This window comes from Ectobacillus panaciterrae DSM 19096, from assembly GCF_000430785.1.
GTDB lineage: Bacteria > Bacillota > Bacilli > Bacillales > Bacillaceae_G > Ectobacillus > Ectobacillus panaciterrae.
The window spans coordinates 48987-69927 of sequence record NZ_AUMR01000032.1; the positions used below are offsets into that span (position 1 = coordinate 48987).

A 20941-nucleotide genomic window follows, 5' to 3' on the forward strand; every position below is an offset into this window, starting at 1 on the left:
TCGTGTAATAATAAAATTCGGTGTTAAAGTGTGGGGAGTGAATGAATATGCAAGAAGAACAAGTAATTATTGTAGGCGGAGGTCCATGCGGATTAGCGGCAGCAATTGCTTTGCAAAATGCAGGAATCGACGCACTCGTAATAGAAAAAGGCAATATCGTGAATGCCATTTATCATTATCCGACACATCAAACCTTTTTCTCATCAAGCGAAAAGCTGGAAATCGGCGGTGTGCCGTTCATCACGGAAAATCGCAAGCCGGTACGCAATCAGGCGTTGGCATATTATCGGGAAGTGACGAAGCGAAAGCAGCTGCGCATTCATCCGTTTGAAAAAGTAGACGAAGCAGTAAAAGATAACGGTGCTTTCTTAGTCCGCACAACGAAAAGCGATGGTGTAAAGAAAGAATATAGAGCAAAATACATCGTTTTAGCAACAGGGTATTATGACAGCCCGAACTATATGAACGTACCTGGAGAAGAGCTCTCGAAGGTATCTCACTACTTTAAAGAGGCGCATCCGTATTTTGACCGGGATGTCGCTGTTATCGGCGGCAAAAACTCCAGTGTAGATGCAGCTCTTGAGCTTGTAAAGGCAGGAGCACGCGTAACGGTATTGTATCGCGGAGCAGAGTACTCAAAGAGCGTAAAGCCGTGGATTCTGCCTGAATTTGATGTGTTGGTCCGAAACGGAACCATTGCCATGGTTTTCGAGTCGCATGTGAAGGAAATAACAGAGCATACGCTGACTTATACAGCAGGCGAAAAAGAAACGGCCATTGCAAATGATTTTGTGTTTGCCATGACAGGGTATCATCCCGATCATAGCTTTTTGAAACGCATGGGCGCGGAAATTGACCCGGAAACAGGCCGCCCGCTATACAACGAAGAAACAATGGAAACGAATGCAGAAGGGATTTTCATTGCAGGGGTCATTGCAGCTGGCAATAACGCAAATGAAATTTTTATTGAGAACGGCAGATTTCACGGTGATGCCATTGCTCAGGCTATTGCGGCGCGTGAATGCAAGTAAGGAGAGGGGATTGCCCTCTCCTTTTAATTTTGAAACATATTTTGAATGTGGTTTGTGTTTTGAGAAACCTCTAATGCGACCAGAAGTTTGATTCGTGCTTTTTGTCCGCTTAAGCCGTTTGTAAATATGGCGCCCATTTCTTTTAATTGTTTGCCGCCGCCCTCATAAGAGTATACATCCTGTACAATTCCGTTGAAGCAACGGGAAACGAGAACGACAGGAACGCCTTTGCCAATGAGCCGTTGTATAGCCGGGACCGTTTTCGGAGGCAAGTTGCCTTGACCCAATGCTTCGATTACGAGTCCGTCCACCGGCAAAGCTTCTATAGCTGTTAATAATGTCCCGTCCATACCTGCATATGCTTTTAGAAGCAGTACATTTTTCGTGACGTTTTCGACGCGATAGCTTTCCCGGTGCAGAATAGCTTGATGAAAAACGACCCCGCGTTTTGTTACGAGACCGATCGGACCATATTGAGGGCTTTGGAAGGTAGCAACGTTGCTCGTATGTGTCTTCGTCACGTTCGTAGCACAATGAATTTCATCATTTAACACGACAAGAACTCCCTTGCCCTTTGCTTCAGCGCTGCTTGCCACTTTCACGGCAGAAAGGAAATTATATAAACCGTCTGAACCGAGCTCATTGCTTGAACGCATTGCGCCTGTTACAACGACTGGAATGTTAGAGCGAACAGTTAAATCTAAAAAGTATGCCGTTTCCTCTAGCGTGTCTGTGCCATGTGTAATTACGACTCCATCAATGTTGTCCTGCTGTATTTTCGAATGAATCAACTGCTGCAGCACGAGCATTTCCTTTGGCGTCATATGCGGAGAAGGAAGATGAAATACATCTTCAACTAACAAGTCTATTTCGTTTGAAGGCGGAATGAATTTAAGAAGCGGATTATTGCCTTGCGGTTTTACAAAGCCCGTATCTTGATCTTCTTCCATAGCGATCGTTCCGCCTGTATGCAATATAAGAATTTTTTTCAATGTCTTCCCGCCTTTCCTAGCAATACAATACGACAATATCATGAGGATTAGAGATTCTACAATGAAAAACTATTGGCAGATGAATAAAATCAGCGTTTCTTTTTCAAAATGGAAGATAAAGGAGGCGGAAGCGATGAAAAGAACGGAAGAAATCCTTATTAAGCTTATCGTCATGCAATTTATTTTTCTTTTACTGGCACAGGCTTTACTGACACAAGAGCCTGTCGCGCGCTATTTGTCTAAAGTGGTGTATTATGAAGGTGTTACAAAAGGAGTTCTGACAAACATTTTAGAAACAGGGAAGTAGTTTTAGCTTGCTTCCTCAACCAGTTGTGCTACAATAGTTTCAGACTTTAAGTGAAATAGAAGGCATACAAAAGCAGGGAGCGCACCTGCTTTTCGTTATGTCTCCTTCTATTTTAAAATGAGGTGATCCGCATGAAGAAAATTTCTATCGCTATCGACGGACCGGCTGCTGCTGGAAAGAGTACGGTTGCAAAGCTTATCGCAAAAAAATTGGCATACGTATATATTGATACAGGCGCTATGTACCGCACGCTTACGTATGCGGCGCAAAACGCAGGAATTGATTTAAATAATGAGAATGAAATGGCTGCCGTTTTAAAAGATATCAAAATTGAATTTCAAAATGGAGAAGTACAGCGTGTCTTTTTGAACGGAGAAGATGTGACAGATGTAATCCGTACGCCGGAAGTGACAAACAGCGTTTCCGTTGCGGCAAAGCACCGTCTCGTCCGCGAAGAAATGGTGCGCCGTCAGCAGCTCCTTGGGGAAAGTGGAGGAGTTGTTATGGACGGACGCGACATCGGCACGCATGTTATGCCGAATGCAGAAGTGAAAATATTCCTCCTTGCATCCGTAGAAGAACGTGCGCAAAGAAGACATGCCGAGAACGTTTCAAAAGGATTTTCGTCTAATATAGAGAAGCTGCAGGAAGAAATTGCACAGCGTGACAAATTGGATTCAGAACGCGAAGTCGCTCCCCTGAAAAAAGCAGACGATGCAATTGAGCTTGATACAACATCTCTTTCTATTGAAGAAGTCGTAAAAAAGATTATGGATATTGCAGCAGAAAAATTAACACAATAAGGGAGGAGCAGCGGCTCTTTCCTTATTTTTATACAGAGACAATTTACTTGACAAATGTTGTGATTTGTTAGAAGTTAGTAAAAGAAAGATATTTTTGAAATAGTCTGCCATATTTTAGCCGTCTGTCGCACAGAAGTGAAAAAATGAAGAATAAAGGACGTCAAGAGCAGATGATCCAACATGCAAATGGGAATAAATTCCCATTTCGTATATACATAAAAGATGCTTTGCCATTTTAATAGGGAGGTATTTCCATGGTTGAAAAAATGAATGAAGAAGTTACAGCATTGCAAGTGGGCGATGTCGTAACAGGACAAGTTACAAAAGTGGAAGACAAACAAGTGCTTGTAGACGTTGGCTACAAAACTGAAGGCGTAATTCCTATCAGCGAACTTGCTAACGTTCATATTGAAAAGGCAAGCGATGCAGTACAAGAAGGTCAAACGCTTCAGTTAAAAGTAATTAAGCTTGAGGATGATGATCTTGTGCTTTCTAAACGCGCTGTAGATGCAGAAAAGGCTTGGGAAGATTTATATGCAAAATTCCAGGCTGGAGAAGCTTTCGATGTAACTGTTAAGGACATCGTAAACGGCGGTCTTGTTGTGGACCTTGGCGTGCGCGGCTTCATTCCTGCTTCTCTAGTGGAAACACATTTTGTAGAAGATTTCACTGATTATAAAGGGAAAACATTTCAAGTGAAAATTGTAGAGCTTGAGCGCGAGAAAAACCGCGTGATTCTCTCTCATAAAGCAGTGGTAGAGGAAGAAATGGAAACAAAGAAGAAGGAAGCAATTCTGTCTCTAAAAGCAGGTGACGTAGTGGAAGGCACTGTACAGCGTCTTACTGATTTTGGAGCGTTCGTAAACATTGGCGGAGTGGATGGCTTAGTGCATATCTCTCAAATTTCTCACGAACGCGTGGAAAAACCTTCTGACGTGTTGGCTGAAGGCCAATCTGTTAAAGTAAAGGTTCTTTCTGTCGATGCGGATACAGGACGCATTTCGTTATCCATTAAAGCGGCACAGCCGGGCCCTTGGGACAGTGCAGCGGAAAAGGTAAAAGTTGGAGATATATTAGAAGGAACTGTTAAGCGCCTGGTGACATTCGGTGCATTTGTAGAAATCATTCCTTCTGTGGAAGGATTGGTTCACGTATCTCAAATTGCCAATCGCCATGTGAAAAATCCAAGCGAAGTACTGGAAGTAGGTCAAACGGTTCAAGTGAAGGTGTTGGAAGTGAATGCGAAAGAAAAACGAATTTCTTTGAGCATGAAGGATGCGCTGGAAGAAGAGCCGGAAGTGAAGGAAGACTACAGCAAATATCAGCCGTCTGCTGACAATGCTACATTCCAACTCGGCGATATTATTGGAGAACAGTTGAAAAAGCTTAAAAAATAATGGGGGATAACTGTGACAAGAGCACAACGTAAGATTGATCACATACAATACGCTCTTTCCACCGGTCAGTCCCGATCACACGGATTTGATGATATTGCATTTGTTCATCAAAGTTTACCAAATATAGCGTGCGCGGATGTTTCATTACGCACGAAAATAGGCGAACTTTCCTTAAGTTCGCCTATTTTCATCAACGCGATGACCGGGGGAGGCGGAGACGCCACAGAACGAATTAACGGAGCGCTGGCAGAAGCGGCAAAGCATACTGGTATTGCTATGGCTGTAGGGTCGCAAATGGCAGCTTTAAAGGATGAAACAGAAGAACGTTCTTACCGAATTGTAAGAAAAGTAAATCCGGATGGGGCTGTATTTGCCAATCTTGGCAGCGAGGCAACTGTAGAGCAAGCAAAACGTGCAATTTCGATGCTGGAAGCAAACGCGATCCAAATTCATTTAAATGTCATTCAAGAGCTGACGATGCCGGAAGGAGACCGGGACTTTACAGACGCGCTTCGCCGTATCGAACAAATCGTAAAACAGTGCGGCGTACCTGTTATTGTCAAGGAAGTCGGCTTTGGCATGAGCAAGGAGACAGTTCAAAAACTTCGCGATATCGGAGTTTTCATCATCGATATCGGAGGGTTTGGCGGCACGAACTTCGCGGATATTGAAAATGAGCGGCGTCAGCGTATGCTGACTTATTTCAACAACTGGGGCATTCCAACTGCTGCTTCTTTGGCAGAAGGGATAAGTGCTGCACACAACGTATCCTTTATCGCTTCAGGCGGTATGCAGACTGCGTTAGAAGCTGTGAAGGCACTCGCGCTCGGTGCTTCTGCAGTTGCTTTTGCAGGGCACTTCCTGAAACTTTACATGGAGCATGGCATGGAAAAGCTGCTTCAGGAAATTGAACTGATTCATGAAGACATGCGATTTATGATGACCGCGCTCGGGGCAAAATCTATTTCAGAGCTGCAGCAAACGCCTCTCGTCATAAGCGGCTCAACCTATCATTGGTTGACGCAAAGAGGAATCGACACAACTATATTCAGCTTAAGAAAAACGACGTAACCAAACGGTTACGTCGTTTTTCGATTGAAAGTATAGATTTTTTGAATGTTTGTTTACATATTCGGCTGCGCTGTTCGTGGTGTCCAGCTCCACCGGCTAGCTCCTCCTGTCAGAGAACCTCCCCCCACAAAGGCAAAAAGCGCCTTTTTAGGTGGAGAACCTCTGCCTTCCGGAGCTGAACGAGCCGGTTCCGCTTTTCGTTCTTAATGACGATTTTGTTTGCGCGCCAGCTCTGGCGTATCTAGACCCGTTGCTCCTGGATATTGCAATGATTGGTCACGATTGGACTCTGTGCGGCGAGATTGTTTCATTTTTCGTTCTTGGCGGTCTTTACCCATAGTTCCCACCTCCTTATTACAAGTGTTTCTGTTCCGGGTAAAACTATTCGAATCTCCGGGAAAGATTATTTCTCATAAAATGTACCCATAATGGTAAAGATAGGAGGTAGAAACGTGGAAGGAAGCTATTTTTATTTCTTTTCTTGGTGCGGTTGGATTATTGCGACATTCTGGATGAAAAAAGATCGTATGCGCTTGTTTGCTGCTATGAGCATTTTGCTTATCATCATTGGCTCGCATACATATGTATTCATTGGTATGTTTCAGATTTCTGTAAGCTACTTAACCATTATGGGAGTATGTTTTTTAGGGTTATCGCGAAGCGGTTGGTGGCAAATCGTGTATGGAATTATGAGTGCGGCAATCATTGCTATGCTGTATGCCGTATTTCATATGATAGAGCTGTACGATCCTGTCTGGATTATGATGGACCGTACGTGGCTGTTAAGCGCTGTTTTAGTATATGCTGTGCTCCTTTTAATCAGAAAGCCTGTTAACCGTATTTTTGTCATTTGTATAGGAGCTGTGCAAGGAGAAGCGATGCTGGCCATTGTACTGCAAACTTTCGGATTTCATAACGAGATTGGGGCGCCCGCTTTTTTGGATGTTATAGCTTGTTCCGTTGCAGCGCTTTGCGTACTTCATATTGTCGTAAAAAGACTTTCATATGCCCAGCCGTTTAAACAAAAGCATGTAAGGGAGGGGTGATTACTTATGAATCATTATACATATCCCATTTTGCTCGGCGTAGGGGCTGGGGTGCTGACGCGGCTTATTATGCTGCGCACAGACTCGCGGCAATATCCGACGCGTTTGCACGGAAAAATCGTTCATATCGCCATGGGATTCATTGCAGCCGTTTTAGGGGCCGTTGCCATTCCGTCTATTATGAAAAAGGATTTTTCGGCTATCACCTTCTTAACGCTGGCTGCATCGCAATTTCGCGACGTGCGCAATATGGAGCGAAACACGCTGCAGCAGTTGGACGGCTATGAGCTTGTGCCAAGGGGAAGTACGTATATCGAAGGGATTGCGCTTGTATTTGAAAGCCGCAATTATCTGGTCATTTTTACGTCCTTTGTTACGACCTTCGCGTATTTGGGATTCAATTCCATATATGCCGGTTTGACAGCGGCTTTCGTAAGCTTTCTTATTTCCAAAAAGCTTATGTCAGGGAGCCACTTAAAAGATTTGGTGAATATTGAAAATGTACCGCTTCGCTTTGAAGGAGCCGGCCTCTATATTGATAATATCTATATTATGAACATTGGATTACCTGCACGGCAGAAAGAGATATTAAAGTACGGAATGGGATTTTTGTTAACGCCAAAATCAGCTGATGCCAGAATTACGCTGGCAAATTTGGGGCAGCGGCAAGCTATTTTACATGACGTTTCGGTTGGGCTAGGCGTATTCCGTGACTCAGGAACGCCTGCGCTTGTTCCTCTTGCAAAGCTGGATATAAGCGACGGCAGAGTTGGCGTGTTTGTGCTCCCGCAAGAACAGGACGTACAAAAAGCAATTCAAGTAATTGGTAACGCGCCGACGCTCGAAAATGCCATTCGTATGTCATCAGAAGCCGGCAAAGGGGGCAAAGGCAAATGATACTTGAAAAAGTTATACTTGCTGTGATTACGACAGAAGCTGGCAAGTTTGCCGGAGGCGCCCCGTTATTTACATGTTCATCTGTTGAGGAAATGGAATTTGTCGCAAGCAATTTAGAAGCGATTTTAGATGGAATTGCTCATCGCTTGCAAGACAACGTATATATTATTGTGAAACACTCCTAGAGTATGATATAATGGGAAATGTTTTGAAGCTGGCATACTTTTTCACAATCGCTAATCCCTTCTGAATGAAAGAAGGGTTTTTTTACATACCATGGATGAATAGGAAGGATGAAATAAATGAAACCTGTAGTAGCCATAGTAGGACGTCCGAACGTGGGCAAGTCCACTATTTTTAACCGCATTGTCGGAGAACGCATTTCCATCGTAGAGGATATTCCCGGAGTTACGCGCGATCGGATTTACAGTTCCGGTGAATGGCTGAATCGTGAATTTAACCTTATTGATACGGGCGGAATTGATATTGGCGATGAGCCGTTTTTAACGCAAATCCGCCAACAGGCAGAAGTTGCAATTGATGAAGCTGATGTAATTATTTTCTTAACGAACGGCCGCGACGGCGTAACTGCTGCGGATGAGGAAGTAGCGAAAATTTTATACAAATCAAAAAAGTCGGTTGTCTTGGCAGTCAATAAAATAGATAACCCGGAAATGCGAGAGCAAATTTATGATTTTTATGCACTCGGCTTTGGTGAACCGTTCCCGATTTCCGGCTCGCACGGCTTGGGTCTAGGCGATTTGCTTGATGAAGTGGCAAAGCATTTTCCGAGCGATGCCGAAGAAGATTATGATGAAGAAACGATTAAGTTTTGCCTGATCGGACGTCCGAATGTCGGAAAATCTTCTCTCGTGAACGCCTTGCTTGGCCAGGAACGCGTAATCGTGAGCGATGTTGCCGGTACAACTCGTGACGCAGTTGATACGCCGTATTCAAAAGACGGTCAAGATTATGTCATTATTGATACGGCCGGTATGCGCAAAAGAGGGAAGGTGTACGAGAGCACCGAAAAATATAGTGTACTTCGTGCATTGCGTGCGATTGAACGATCCGATGTCGTCCTCGTTGTTTTAGACGGTGAAGAAGGAATCATTGAACAAGATAAAAAAATTGCCGGCTATGCACACGATTCAGGAAGAGCCGTTATCATCGTAGTAAACAAATGGGATGCAGTAGAAAAGGATGAGAAGACAATGAAGGAGTTCGAAGAAAAAATTCGTGCTCACTTCCAATTTTTAGACTATGCACCTATTGTATTCTTATCTGCAAAAACAAAAAAACGGACGCACACACTTGCTCCAATGATTAATACTGTAAGTGAAAATCAAACGCTTCGTGTACAAACAAATGTTCTCAACGATATCATTATGGATGCGGTTGCGATGAATCCGACGCCGACGCACAACGGCAAGCGCTTGAAGATTTATTATACGACACAAGTGGCTATTAAGCCGCCTACGTTTGTTGTGTTTGTAAACGATCCGGAGCTTATGCACTTTTCATACGAGCGTTTCCTTGAAAACCGCATTCGCGATTCATTCAACTTTGTAGGAACTCCTATTAAAATTATCGCAAGAGCGAGAGACTGACGGGAGAAGGTGTAACTTGATGGAGAAAATTACAGTCGTGGGAGCCGGAAGCTGGGGAACGGCTCTGGCAATGGTTTTGGCTGATAACGGTCATGAAGTTCGCATTTGGGGAAATCGACAAGAACAGATGGATGAAATAAATGAACACCATACGAACAAACGCTATCTTCCAGATATTGATTTGCCAGAAAACATTGTCGCTTATGTATCGCTTGAGGAAGCGCTGAGAGATACGGAAAACATTTTGCTTGTTGTGCCTACAAAAGCGATTCGCGAAGTACTCGGCAGCATGAAAAGCCTGCTGACAAAACCTGTTACGATCATTCATGCAAGCAAGGGGATTGAGCCGGATACATCTAAGCGTATTTCAGAAATGATCGAAGAGGAAGTGCCTGCTCATTTGCTTCGCGATGTGGTAGTGCTTTCCGGTCCGAGTCATGCCGAAGAAGTGGCGCTTCGCTATCCGACGACGATTACTTCCGCCTCTAAAAATATGCAGGCGGCTGAAGCGGTACAAGACTTGTTTATCAATCAATATTTTCGCGTGTACACAAATCCTGATATCATCGGGGTAGAGCTGGGCGGAGCGCTGAAGAATATTATCGCGCTGGCAGCCGGCATGACGGATGGATTAGGATTTGGTGATAATGCGAAGGCTGCTCTTATGACACGGGGGTTAGCTGAAATTGCGCGGCTCGGCAGAAAAATGGGTGCCAATCCGCTGACATTTGCCGGTTTAACAGGCATGGGCGATTTAATTGTTACGTGTACGAGCGTTCACAGCCGAAACTGGCGGGCAGGAAATCTGCTCGGCAGAGGCCATTCGCTTGAAGAAGTGTTAGAAAGCATGGGAATGGTAGTAGAAGGCGTTCGCACTACGAAAGCAGCTTATCAGTTAGCACAAAAAATCAATGTAGATATGCCAATTACGACAGCTTTGCATGAAGTGCTGTTTGACGGAAAAGACGTGAAGAATGCGGTTGATTTTCTCATGGGACGTGTCCGCAAGCATGAAGTGGAAACTGTACCTAATTTAGCCGGTGAATAAGAGAGGAGCTTCCTCTCTTTTTTTTGTGCGCCGATGGTGGTGTCTAGCTCCATCGGCCAGCTCCCAACGCCAAAATAACCTTCCCCATTGTATTGCCAAAAAGCGGCTTTAATGGTGAAGAACATTTTGACGAGGGAGCTAAGCGGGCCGATTCCGCTTTTCTTTTCTTTTTAGGTGGTTTCACCAAATCTGCCCAGCTGCATAGGATGGAGTGTAGATTACAGGAGAGGGTGGAAACAATGGCTTCAAATAATTTCTTTGATAATGTGGAGAAACAAACGAAAGTGAATAAAGACGATATCTTTAAGCTTGCGGCTTCTGTACAAAATGCGAATTTAAAGGACGAAAAAGTATTGCGCCAGCTGATTCATCAAGTAGCTGCAATGGCAGGACGGCAAGTGCCGAAAGAGAAGGAAGATCAAATCGTAAAAGCAATCATTAACAATAACCTTCCGGCTGACTTGAACACTTTAGGAAATATGTTCAAAAAGTAAACAATACGCATAGCAATAGCATATGATACAGTGTATGAAACATACATGAGCTGAATACGGGATATTTGGTCGACCGAAGCGAAGGGGCCTCTGTTCGCTTCGGTTTTTAATTGTAAGAATTATTTTTATTCTTTTCGAATTAATAATTTGCTAAAATAATATGTAGATAGATTGTCATAGTTGACGTACATAAAAGGGGTGTAAAAATGGCTTTAATGAAAATGTGGTTCTCTTTAGGATCCATGGCACTTATGTTTATTTCGGTTATGTTTATTTTGCTGAGCCGTCATAAAATTCAAAACAAATTTTTGAAAGGGGTTACAGCGTTTGTTGCATACTCCTTCATGATTGTGTCGGGAATTATTATTTTTGTTGTCGTATTTAGCGGACCGGTGAGCAAATAAGGGAAAAGGTTGTGACGGAGAGAAATGAGAAAGTTTTCAGCAATCATGCTGTTTTTGGTGATGACTTGCGTTCTGTCGGGCTGCTTATACCCGCAGGATAAAATACAGCAAGCCCAAGTTCCGTATCAAGACCAGTTGAATGCGGTACAGAACGCAGTAAATCAATTTAAGGATGCAAACGGCGGTCTGCTTCCTATTAAAACTCGGGATATGAGTACGCCGATTTATCAAAAATACCCAATCGAGTTTACAAAGCTAGCTCCGCAATTCATGCAAGAGCCGCCCGGTAACGCGTTTGAAAGCGGAGGGGTGTATCAGTACGTTTTAGTAGACGTCGAGACGAACCCGACTGTGAAGCTCATTGACCTGCGAGTGACTGAAAAAATAAGGGATTTAAAGCTGAAAATTCAGATGTATCGTGACGAGCACCAATATCCCCCGTTCAAAAAAGTGCTTGCAGCCGGTGTGTATACGCTCGATTACAAGAAGCTTGGCTACAAGGAAGAGCCGTATGCGGAAAGTCCGTATTCCGGCAAGGCCTTGCCGTTTGTGATTGACGGTCAAGGAGAGATTTACGTAGATTATAGCGCAGACTTGTATGAGATGCTGCAAAAGCACAAAGATGAGGCGAGAGAGGGCGAGGACATCCGCCCGATTCTGATGAAACATTCTCCTTTTGCGCCAGCGTATTCCCTTCCCTACACAGTAAAGGACAAAGAGCCGGTTTTTTTCGTTCGATAAGTCATGAACCCCTCTCTTTAGGAATAAGTTTCTAAAAGAAGGGTTTTTTACTTCGTCCAAAAAAGAAGGAAAAACTTTTTCTTTTAAATAGTCATAATAAATTAGGACAAAGTCATATTTATGTAATGTCCTGACTACTAGAATGAACGAATATATTCCCAACAACTCTTAGGGAGGGGATCTCACTTGGAAAAGATTGATATTTTTAAAGATATTGCCGAGCGTACGGGCGGTGATATCTATTTCGGAGTCGTCGGTGCAGTCCGCACCGGAAAGTCCACTTTTATTAAAAAATTTATGGAACTTGTCGTTATTCCGAACATCAAGAACGAAGCGGATCGTCAAAGAGCGCAGGATGAGCTGCCGCAAAGCGCAGCAGGCAGAACGATCATGACAACAGAGCCGAAGTTCGTTCCGAACCAAGCGGTCTCCATTCATGTGGAGGAAGGGCTTGCTGTTAACATTCGTCTTGTCGATTGTGTCGGCTATACAGTTCCTGGCGCCAAAGGATATGAAGATGAGAATGGACCGCGCATGATTAATACACCTTGGTATGAAGAGCCGATTCCCTTCCATGAAGCCGCTGAAATCGGAACGCGCAAGGTCATTCAAGAGCACTCTACAATCGGCGTTGTGATTACGACAGACGGGACCATTGGTGAAATTCCGCGGCGCGACTATATTGATGCGGAAGAAAGAGTTGTCAATGAGCTGAAGGAAGTAGGAAAACCTTTCATTATGATTATTAATACGGTGCAGCCGTATCATCCTGATACAGAGCAGCTTCGACAAAATTTAATCGAGCAATATGACATTCCAGTATTAGCAATGAGCGTGGAGGGCATGAGAGAGGGAGACGTTTTAAACGTCTTGCGCGAAGCTTTATACGAGTTCCCTGTACTCGAAGTGAATGTAAATCTTCCAAGCTGGGTTATGGTATTAACTGAAAACCACTGGCTGCGTCAAAGTTATCAGGAAGCTGTGCAGGAGACGGTGAAAGATATTAAGCGTTTGCGCGATGTAGATCGCGTTGTATGGCAATTCAGCCAATATGAATTTATTGACCGCGCTAGTCTCGCAGGCATTGATATGGGGCAAGGCGTGGCTGAAATTGACCTATATGCGCCTGATGAGTTATACGATCAAATCTTGAAAGAGGTAGTCGGTGTAGAGATCCGTGGAAAAGATCATCTATTAAAGCTTATGCTTGATTTCGCTCATGCGAAAACGGAGTACGATCAAGTTGCAGACGCTTTAAAAATGGTTAAACAAACAGGATACGGCATCGCAGCGCCTGCATTGGCTGATATGAGCTTGGATGAGCCGGAAATCATCCGCCACGGTTCGCGATTCGGTGTGAAGCTCAAGGCTGTTGCTCCTTCTATTCATATGATTAAAGTGGATGTCGAATCCACATTTGAGCCGATTATCGGAACAGAGAAGCAAAGCGAGGAACTCGTTCGCTATCTCATGCAGGATTTTGAAGATAATCCGCTTTCCATTTGGAATTCTGACATATTCGGCCGTTCGCTCAGCTCCATTGTGCGCGAAGGAATTCAAGCGAAGCTGTCGCTTATGCCGGAAAATGCCCGCTATAAGCTGAAAGAAACGCTAGAGCGTATCATTAACGAAGGCTCCGGTGGCCTAATTGCCATTATCTTATAACAAACGAAGGCCCCCCTTAAAGGGGGTTTTTGCTGTTGATAGGGTAATAGAGCTTGAGAAGCTGAACGGGCCGATTTCGCATTTTTAGCGTGTTTTTCATGTATTCTTGGTAACATTTTCTTTAAAAATATTGAATTATAGAGAAGAATCGTATAATATAGGGCTTGATAATGAATTATCTACATCTTTGTAGTATAGAATTTGTGAAAATTGCCTACAAATGAAGATAAGACTCACTTTATCATTCATATAGTGGTCCCTTTGGGAGGAGGTGAATGGCATGAATAAGACTGATTTAATCAATGCAGTTGCAGAAGCAAGTGATCTTTCTAAAAAAGATGCAACGAAAGCTGTTGACGCTGTTTTCGATGCGATCTTAGAAGCATTAAAGAACGGTGACAAGGTACAACTAATCGGATTTGGAAACTTTGAAGTTCGTGAACGTGCTGCTCGCAAAGGACGCAATCCTCAAACTGGTGAGGAAATCGAAATCGCGGCAAGCAAAGTACCTGCTTTCAAACCTGGCAAAGCACTTAAAGACGCAGTTCAACAGTAAGGTGTGGTAAAAGGGATGAACGGAGCACCCATTACATATAGTCTTTCTTAGGAAAGATCCCTTTAAACACCAAGATACTTAGCGAAGTCCCTCTATGGAAATAGAGGGGCTTTTTGCTTGGAAATAAAAAAGCAGGATTCCTGAGTGAGCCGGCTGCGCTTTTCTATGTCTAGCTCCACCGGCTAGGCGCTGCCACCTAAGAACCTCCGCCACAAAAAAGCAGAAAGCGCTTTTTAGGGCGGAGAACCTTAGGCTCTGCGCCTGAACGAGCCGGCTGCGCTTTTCTTAATTTTTTGCTTTTAAAAACATACATATGCTAGAATGTTTTCATACAACTTTAGGACTGATTTTTGGGAGGATTTTGGCGGATGGCAAAAGTAAACTTAGCACAAATTGAAGAAGCAGTGCGTCTTATTTTAGAAGCGATTGGAGATGACCCGAATCGCGAGGGTGTGCTTGAGACACCGAAACGTGTAGCGAAAATGTATGCGGAAGTGTTCGCAGGTATGCATGAAGACCCGAAAGAGCATCTGCATAAAGTATTCGGCGAAGACCATGAAGAGCTTGTTTTAGTAAAGGATATCCCGTTTTTCTCTATGTGTGAACATCACCTTGTTCCTTTCTACGGTGTAGCGCATGTTGCATATATTCCAAAGGGCGGCAGAGTAACCGGCTTAAGCAAGCTGGCACGCACTGTTGATACGGTAGCGCGCAAACCGCAGCTGCAAGAACGCATTACTTCTACTGTAGCAGATTCTATTATGGAGGTGCTCGAACCGCATGGCGCTATGGTCGTAGTAGAAGCGGAGCATATGTGCATGACGATGAGAGGCGTGAAGAAGCCGGGCGCTAAAACAGTCACTTCTGCAGTTCGAGGAGTTCTTGCGAAGGATTCTGCTGCAAGAGCAGAAGTACTGTCTTTAATCAAGTCTAACTAAAGAAAAGCAGGTCTCTGCTTTTCTTTTTTTATAGGAACATTCCATAGGCTATGTGTTATAATAGATTTTATGGATTATGCTAGGATTTTTGGAAGACAAGGGTGATTAGTGTGTATAACAGCTTGGAAGACTTCAATGCAGTGAGAAATCAACTGCATGCAAGGTTGCAGCATCCCTTTTTAATGCGTTATATCGACACGCCGGTAGTGGATGAAGAAAAGCTGCTCCTATTATATTCTATCTTAAAAAGTGCAAACTTACATATAGAGCATATTCAGCATTACGCTCTCACCATTATGCTTGTGCAAATCGCTCTTGATACGCATGAAAAGGTTTCGGATAAACTAGATGCAGAAGCAGGCGAGTCACACAAGCGCCGTCAGCTGACAGTGCTCGCAGGAGATTACTACAGCGGCCTGTATTATTATTTACTGGCGGAAAATCATGATATTTCCTTAATTCGGGCATTAGCGCAAGGGATTAAGGAAATTAATGAGCAGAAGATACGTCTTTATCAGCAAAGCGATCGTTCTGTTGCAGCAGTCGTTCGCAGTGTGGAAATCATCGAGTCTTCTCTTTTACAGAAAACATGCGAATTTTTTAATGTCCCGGATTGGAATGCATTCTCTTCCGTTGTGCTTGCACGAAAGCGTATCGCAGGTGAATATAAGCAATACGAACAGCACGGACATGCACCGATCTTTGCAGCGTGGAAGCGAATTCTGGCATCAGCGACTGAGGAGAACGTTCATCTTCTGTACAAAACATATATGCAGGAAACGATGCAACAGCTTCAAAACTGGACTGTTCAGTATGCACAGTGGACGCAAGCATTAAAGCTGCTGGAAAAGTAAAGGATTCACTTAAACTGGATTGGAAGAAGGGTAGTTGCATGCAACAATCAAAAGAAGAAAGAGTACATGATGTATTTGAGAAAATCTATAAAAGATACGATGTAATGAACTCTGTCATCAGCTTTCAGCGTCATAAGGCATGGCGCAAGTATACGATGAAGATTATGGATGTGAAAAAAGGAGACAAAGCGCTTGATGTTTGCTGTGGCACGTGCGATTGGACAATTGCGCTTGCGGATGCCGTGGGCCCGAATGGACAAGTGTGCGGTGTAGATTTCAGCAAAAATATGCTTTCTGTCGGAGAACATAAAGTGAAAGCTCTTCATTTGGATCAAGTGGAGCTTATTCACGGCAATGCAATGGCTCTGCCGTTTGAAGACAATACTTTTGACCATGTAACGATCGGATTTGGATTGCGGAATGTCCCTGATTACATGCATGTTTTAAAAGAAATGACGCGTGTTGTGAAACCTGGGGGCAAGGTTGTGTGTCTGGAAACATCGCAGCCAACAGCAATAGGCATCCGACAGCTGTATATTCTGTATTTCCGTTATATCATGCCAGTATTTGGCAAGCTCTTTGCGAAAAGCTATAATGAATATTCATGGCTTCAAGAGTCGGCCAGCACATTCCCGGGAATGAAGGAACTGGCGTATATGTTTGAAGAAGCAGGGCTTGCGCGCGTTCAAGTAAAGGCGTTTACTTTTGGCGTTGCTGCGATGCATGTAGGGTATAAGCCAGAACGATGAACATAATGTAGGTTAAGGTGAACGATATGAAGTTACAAGTAATGTATTCTTTTTTAAGGTCGGATATTGATAAAATTGAACAAGAATTAAAAGCGGTTGTAACTTCCGACCAGCAAATGCTGCAAGAAGCTTCTCTACAGCTCATTCAAGCAGGCGGCAAACGCATTCGGCCTGTTTTTGTCTTGCTTGCCGGAAAGTTCGGAACGTATAAGCTCGATACCATTAAGAATGTCGCCGTTGCACTGGAGCTCATTCATATGGCTTCTCTTGTTCACGATGATGTGATTGATGCTGCTTTGCTGCGAAGGGGAAGTGCTACGGTCAATGCAAACTGGGGGGATCGGGTTGCCATGTATATGGGGGATTATTTGTTTGCAAAGTCGCTTGAGTGCATTACTAATTTGGAAATCCCTGAGGTGCATAAAGCTCTTTCTAAAACGATTGTGGAAGTTTGCAAGGGCGAAATTGAGCAAATCCGTGATAAATACAATTTCGATCAAAACTTGCGTGTGTATTTGCGGCGCATTAAACGAAAAACGGCGCTGCTTATCGCCTCGAGCTGCCAGCTAGGCGCCATGGCTTCCGGAGCCTGCCGTGAAACATCGAACCGCCTTTTTTGGTTTGGTTACTTTGTTGGGATGTCATATCAAATCATTGACGACATATTAGACTTTGTTTCTACGGAAGAAGCGCTTGGAAAGCCGGCTGGAGGGGATTTACTCCAGGGAAACATCACATTGCCTGTTTTATACGCCATGCAGGCGCCGAAGCTTCGCGAGCAGATCGTAAAGGTGCACGAGGGATTAAGCGCAGAGGAAATACAAAATATCATTCATCTCATTAAAAACAGCGATGCCATTGAAAAGTCTTTCGCATTGAGTGAACGCTACTTGCAAAAAGCGCTGCAAGTCATTCAGCCGCTCCCGAGAGGTCAGGCAAAGTCCGCGCTGCAAAATGTTGCGAAGTATATCGGGAAACGAAAATTTTAACTTTTATAAAAACATTAAAAATTCCTCCATTTCCAAACTATTGCTAAATTAAGAAAGTAGTGATACTATTTTGTTGGGATAACCCTATACATAATCGAGGAAGTGGAGAGATTTTCATGGAAAAAACATACCTAATGGTAAAACCAGACGGCGTACAACGAAATCTAATTGGAGAAATCGTGTCTCGCTTTGAAAAAAAAGGGTTTCAATTAGTCGGAGCAAAATTAATGCTTGTATCAAAAGAAACGGCTGAAAAGCATTATGCTGAGCATAAAGAGCGTCCGTTCTTCGGTGAATTGGTAGACTTTATCACATCAAGTCCTGTATTCGCAATGGTATGGCAAGGGGAAGATGTGATTGCGACTGCTCGTCAAATGATGGGCAAAACAAATCCGAAAGAAGCTGCTCCCGGCACAATCCGCGGCGACTTCGGCGTTACAGTAGGCAAAAACATCATTCACGGCTCCGATTCTCCTGAAAGCGCAGAGCGTGAAATCGCAATCTTCTTTAAAGAAGAAGAGCTTGCAGAATATACAAAGATTGCGAATGAGTGGGTATATTAATCTCTCCTTGAAGCATTTGTAAACGCTTCATAGAAGAGTGCCAAAAAAGACATGAGAACGGTTTATCCGCTCCCATGTCTTTTTTGCTTCAACTCCTTACCAAAGATAACGCGATGTGTTATATTGGTACATAAATAATCTAAGAATAGGAGGAAACAGCATGAGATACATAACAGCAGGTGAGTCGCACGGCCCGCAGCTGACAACGATACTTGAAGGCGTTCCGGCTGGTCTGCCTTTAACAGCCGAAGATATTAACAAAGATTTAGCGCGGAGACAAAAAGGCCATGGACGCGGCAGACGAATGCAAATTGAAAAAGATGAGGCGCAAATTTTGAGCGGCGTGCGTCACGGTTATACATTGGGTGGCCCTATCGCTCTTGCAGTAGAAAACAGAGATTTTAAGCATTGGACAAAAATCATGGGAGCCGCTCCTCTACCTGAAGAAGAAGCGAAGGAAGTAAAGCGGCAAATTACGCGTCCTCGCCCGGGGCATGCAGATTTAAACGGTGCTATTAAATACGGTCATCGCGATATGCGTAATGTATTAGAGCGCTCTTCTGCCCGCGAAACGACAGTGCGGGTAGCGGCAGGTGCGGTCGCAAAGCGCATATTAGAAGAGGCCGGTGTGAAAGTGGCAGGGCACGTTATAGAAATTGGCGGAGTGCAGGCTGAAAAGTTCACATATGATTCCATAGAAGAGCTTCAGCAAATTACAGAGGCGTCTCCTGTGCGCTGTTTAGATGAGAAAGCGGCAGAAAAAATGATGGCAGCGATTGATGATGCCAAAACGAGCGGAGATTCCATCGGCGGCATAGTAGAAGTCGTGGTGGAAGGAATGCCGGTCGGCGTCGGCAGTTATACGCATTATGACCATAAGCTCGATGCGAAGCTGGCTGCAGCTGTGATGAGCATCAACGCATTTAAAGGTGTTGAAATCGGCATCGGATTTGAAGCAGCACATAAGCCTGGAAGTCAAGTCCATGATGAAATTCTGTGGGACGAAGCACATGGCTATACGAGACGGACAAACAACGCAGGCGGTTTTGAAGGAGGCATGACAACAGGCATGCCAATCATCATCCGCGGTGTAATGAAGCCGATTCCGACATTGTACAAGCCGCTGCAAAGCGTCGATATTGAGACGAAGGAATCATTCCAAGCAAGCATTGAGCGATCTGACAGCTGTGCGGTGCCTGCCGCAAGCGTAGTGGCTGAAGCCGTCGTAGCGTGGGAACTCGCAGCAGCACTTCTTGAGCAGTTTGGCAAAGATCGAATGGATGCAATTAAGGAGAATATAGAAAAACATCGAGAATATGCGAGGAAGTTTTAATGGAACGAGTACATATTACAACAAAATCGAAACGATACCCGCTATATTTAGGAATGAATTGTATCGAACAGTTAGATGATATTTTGCGAGAAATGCAGCCTGCTCCTTCAAGCATTTTGATTATTTCAGATGAGGCGGTTGCAGCATTTCACCTTCAACATGTGCTGCAAATTATTTCTAATGAACGTTTGGTGCACTCATATGTAGTTCCGAGCGGCGAGAAGGAAAAATCATTTGAAAACTATTATGCGATTCAAACGTATGCCCTTGAAATAGGATTAGATAGGAATTCTGTCATTCTCGCTCTTGGCGGCGGGATGGTGGGCGATTTGTCTGGTTTTGTTGCAGCGACATTCATGCGGGGCATCCGTTTTATTCAAATTCCGACTACACTGCTTGCGCACGACAGCGCGGTAGGCGGAAAGGTAGCGGTCAACCATCCACTCGGAAAAAATATGATCGGCGCTTTTCATCAGCCTGAAGCGGTTATTTATAACACAGCGTTTTTGGACACTCTTCCGGAAGCAGAGTGGCGCTCCGGCTTTGCTGAAGTGATGAAGCATGCTCTTATCCGAGATGAAGCGTTTTACACGTGGCTTCGTAAAGAAATTCCGACTTTGTCAGAGCTGAGAGGCGATAAACTTCTGTATGCTCTGAAAGTTGCCATTGGCGTAAAAGCTGCCATCGTAGCTGAAGATGAAACAGAAACAGGTGTTCGTGCTTATTTGAATTTCGGTCATACGCTCGGACACGCTGTAGAATCGACTATGGGGTATGGCGTCATTACGCATGGGGACGCTGTTGCAATCGGAATGAGGTTTGCGATCCTGATCAGTGAATATATTTACAAGAAAGAGCTGCATGCTGCAGAGCTTTCACAATGGTTCTTCCAATACGGTTACCCGAGGCTTCCTGCAGAGCTTGATACAGAACGTTTAATCAAAAAAATGAAACAAGACAAGAAGGCGTATTCAGGGTCTATCCGCATGGTGCTGCTGAAGGACATCGGCGAGGTAGAAATGGTGACAGTGCCGGACGAAACCGTTCGTCTCGTATTGGAAGAATTTCGAAAAAGGGAGGGGTTGTCTTGATCCGTGGAATTCGCGGTGCGATTACAGTCGAGGGAATGGAAAAGGAAGAGGTATTGAGTGCGACTGAACGTTTACTTCGAGAAATGGCTGCGAAAAATGCGATCCAGCCAACTCAAATTGTATCGGTACTTATTTCCGCTACAGCAGATTTAAACTCTTGTTTTCCTGCGGCCGCTCTTCGTAAAATAGAAGGGTGGGCGTACGTTCCTGTTATGTGCATGAGAGAAATCGAGGTGCCGGGAGCAATTGAGAAATGTATTCGAATCATGCTGACTGCAGAGACTGAGCTTGGGCAGCATGAAGTAGTTCACGTATATTTAGAAAAAGCCGTTTCGCTGCGGCCGGACTTACAAAATAAATAA

25 protein-coding genes are annotated in these 20941 nt (G+C 44.2%); 23 read left to right on the plus strand and 2 right to left on the minus strand.

Going from position 1 to position 20941, the window contains the following annotated elements:
* The first annotated feature begins 47 nt into the window (after positions 1 to 47).
* A complete protein-coding gene (locus H540_RS0109650) occupies positions 48 to 1031 on the plus strand; it encodes a YpdA family putative bacillithiol disulfide reductase (RefSeq protein ID WP_028400467.1) in 984 nt (327 codons plus the stop codon).
* Between the two features lie 23 nt (positions 1032 to 1054).
* Here the strand turns inward: H540_RS0109650 and H540_RS0109655 are convergent, their stop codons facing one another.
* Complete coding sequence (locus H540_RS0109655; RefSeq protein ID WP_155890993.1) at positions 1055 to 2023, minus strand: asparaginase; 969 nt, start codon at positions 2021 to 2023, stop codon at positions 1055 to 1057.
* 133 nt (positions 2024 to 2156) lie between these two features.
* Between H540_RS0109655 and H540_RS33785 the strand changes: the two genes are divergently transcribed.
* The 4 genes from H540_RS33785 (at position 2157) to fni (ending at position 5601) form a co-directional block, all read left to right on the plus strand.
* The gene (locus tag H540_RS33785) at positions 2157 to 2330 is read left to right on the plus strand and encodes a DUF5359 family protein (protein WP_162144530.1); all 174 of its coding nucleotides are present in this window, start codon (positions 2157 to 2159) and stop codon (positions 2328 to 2330) included.
* A gap of 131 nt (positions 2331 to 2461) precedes the next feature.
* Entirely contained in the window at positions 2462 to 3133 is a 672-nt protein-coding gene (gene cmk, locus H540_RS0109665; protein WP_034670706.1) for a (d)CMP kinase, read from the plus strand.
* Between the two features lie 254 nt (positions 3134 to 3387).
* On the plus strand, positions 3388 to 4530 hold the full coding sequence (gene rpsA / locus H540_RS0109670; protein WP_028400470.1) for a 30S ribosomal protein S1: 1143 nt from the start codon (positions 3388 to 3390) through the stop codon (positions 4528 to 4530).
* 12 nt (positions 4531 to 4542) lie between these two features.
* Positions 4543 to 5601, plus strand: a complete 1059-nt coding sequence (fni, locus tag H540_RS0109675) for a type 2 isopentenyl-diphosphate Delta-isomerase (RefSeq protein WP_028400471.1) — start codon at positions 4543 to 4545, stop codon at positions 5599 to 5601.
* A gap of 203 nt (positions 5602 to 5804) precedes the next feature.
* Here the strand turns inward: fni and H540_RS31990 are convergent, their stop codons facing one another.
* Positions 5805 to 5939 (minus strand): YpzI family protein, encoded by a 135-nt coding sequence (locus tag H540_RS31990; protein WP_081415082.1) that lies wholly within the window; start codon positions 5937 to 5939, stop codon positions 5805 to 5807.
* A gap of 114 nt (positions 5940 to 6053) precedes the next feature.
* Here H540_RS31990 and H540_RS0109685 point away from each other — a divergent pair, with 114 nt between their 5' ends.
* The 18 genes from H540_RS0109685 to aroH all read left to right on the plus strand — a co-directional run bounded on the left by H540_RS0109685 (position 6054) and on the right by aroH (position 20941).
* Positions 6054 to 6647, plus strand: a complete 594-nt coding sequence (locus H540_RS0109685) for a YphA family membrane protein (RefSeq protein WP_081415083.1) — start codon at positions 6054 to 6056, stop codon at positions 6645 to 6647.
* A gap of 6 nt (positions 6648 to 6653) precedes the next feature.
* Positions 6654 to 7544 carry a YIEGIA family protein gene (locus tag H540_RS0109690; RefSeq protein ID WP_028400473.1) on the plus strand — a complete coding sequence of 297 codons (891 nt, stop codon included), beginning with the start codon at positions 6654 to 6656 and terminating at the stop codon, positions 7542 to 7544.
* On the plus strand, positions 7541 to 7729 hold the full coding sequence (locus tag H540_RS0109695) for a capping complex subunit for YIEGIA (RefSeq protein ID WP_028400474.1): 189 nt from the start codon (positions 7541 to 7543) through the stop codon (positions 7727 to 7729). The genes H540_RS0109690 and H540_RS0109695 overlap by 4 nt, the downstream gene beginning before the upstream one ends.
* Positions 7730 to 7846: 117 nt before the next feature.
* Positions 7847 to 9154 (plus strand): ribosome biogenesis GTPase Der, encoded by a 1308-nt coding sequence (gene der, locus H540_RS0109700; protein WP_028400475.1) that lies wholly within the window; start codon positions 7847 to 7849, stop codon positions 9152 to 9154.
* Positions 9155 to 9173: 19 nt separating this feature from the next.
* Positions 9174 to 10202, plus strand: coding sequence for an NAD(P)H-dependent glycerol-3-phosphate dehydrogenase (locus tag H540_RS0109705; RefSeq protein WP_028400476.1), 1029 nt, complete (start codon positions 9174 to 9176; stop codon positions 10200 to 10202).
* Between the two features lie 239 nt (positions 10203 to 10441).
* A complete protein-coding gene (locus tag H540_RS0109710) occupies positions 10442 to 10696 on the plus strand; it encodes a stage VI sporulation protein F (RefSeq protein WP_034670709.1) in 255 nt (84 codons plus the stop codon).
* Between the two features lie 206 nt (positions 10697 to 10902).
* Entirely contained in the window at positions 10903 to 11100 is a 198-nt protein-coding gene (locus H540_RS0109715) for a DUF2768 domain-containing protein (protein ID WP_034670711.1), read from the plus strand.
* Between the two features lie 24 nt (positions 11101 to 11124).
* The gene (locus tag H540_RS0109720; protein ID WP_028400479.1) at positions 11125 to 11841 is read left to right on the plus strand and encodes a hypothetical protein; all 717 of its coding nucleotides are present in this window, start codon (positions 11125 to 11127) and stop codon (positions 11839 to 11841) included.
* Between the two features lie 186 nt (positions 11842 to 12027).
* Entirely contained in the window at positions 12028 to 13506 is a 1479-nt protein-coding gene (gene spoIVA, locus H540_RS0109725) for a stage IV sporulation protein A (protein WP_028400480.1), read from the plus strand.
* A gap of 280 nt (positions 13507 to 13786) precedes the next feature.
* Positions 13787 to 14062 carry an HU family DNA-binding protein gene (locus tag H540_RS0109730; protein ID WP_034670714.1) on the plus strand — a complete coding sequence of 92 codons (276 nt, stop codon included), beginning with the start codon at positions 13787 to 13789 and terminating at the stop codon, positions 14060 to 14062.
* A 368-nt stretch (positions 14063 to 14430) separates the two neighbouring features.
* Positions 14431 to 15000: a GTP cyclohydrolase I FolE gene (gene folE, locus H540_RS0109735; protein ID WP_028400482.1), complete on the plus strand. Its 570-nt coding sequence runs from the start codon at positions 14431 to 14433 to the stop codon at positions 14998 to 15000.
* A 182-nt stretch (positions 15001 to 15182) separates the two neighbouring features.
* Positions 15183 to 15854, plus strand: a complete 672-nt coding sequence (locus tag H540_RS0109740) for a heptaprenyl diphosphate synthase component 1 (protein ID WP_081415085.1) — start codon at positions 15183 to 15185, stop codon at positions 15852 to 15854.
* 38 nt (positions 15855 to 15892) lie between these two features.
* Complete coding sequence (locus H540_RS0109745) at positions 15893 to 16603, plus strand: demethylmenaquinone methyltransferase (RefSeq protein WP_028400484.1); 711 nt, start codon at positions 15893 to 15895, stop codon at positions 16601 to 16603.
* A gap of 26 nt (positions 16604 to 16629) precedes the next feature.
* On the plus strand, positions 16630 to 17592 hold the full coding sequence (gene hepT / locus H540_RS0109750) for a heptaprenyl diphosphate synthase component II (protein ID WP_028400485.1): 963 nt from the start codon (positions 16630 to 16632) through the stop codon (positions 17590 to 17592).
* 116 nt (positions 17593 to 17708) lie between these two features.
* Entirely contained in the window at positions 17709 to 18155 is a 447-nt protein-coding gene (gene ndk / locus H540_RS0109755) for a nucleoside-diphosphate kinase (RefSeq protein ID WP_028400486.1), read from the plus strand.
* A gap of 160 nt (positions 18156 to 18315) precedes the next feature.
* The gene (gene aroC, locus H540_RS0109760) at positions 18316 to 19488 is read left to right on the plus strand and encodes a chorismate synthase (protein ID WP_028400487.1); all 1173 of its coding nucleotides are present in this window, start codon (positions 18316 to 18318) and stop codon (positions 19486 to 19488) included.
* The gene (aroB, locus tag H540_RS0109765; RefSeq protein WP_028400488.1) at positions 19488 to 20579 is read left to right on the plus strand and encodes a 3-dehydroquinate synthase; all 1092 of its coding nucleotides are present in this window, start codon (positions 19488 to 19490) and stop codon (positions 20577 to 20579) included. The genes aroC and aroB overlap by 1 nt, the downstream gene beginning before the upstream one ends.
* Positions 20576 to 20941, plus strand: a complete 366-nt coding sequence (gene aroH / locus H540_RS0109770; protein ID WP_028400489.1) for a chorismate mutase — start codon at positions 20576 to 20578, stop codon at positions 20939 to 20941. Before aroB ends, aroH begins: the two co-directional genes overlap by 4 nt.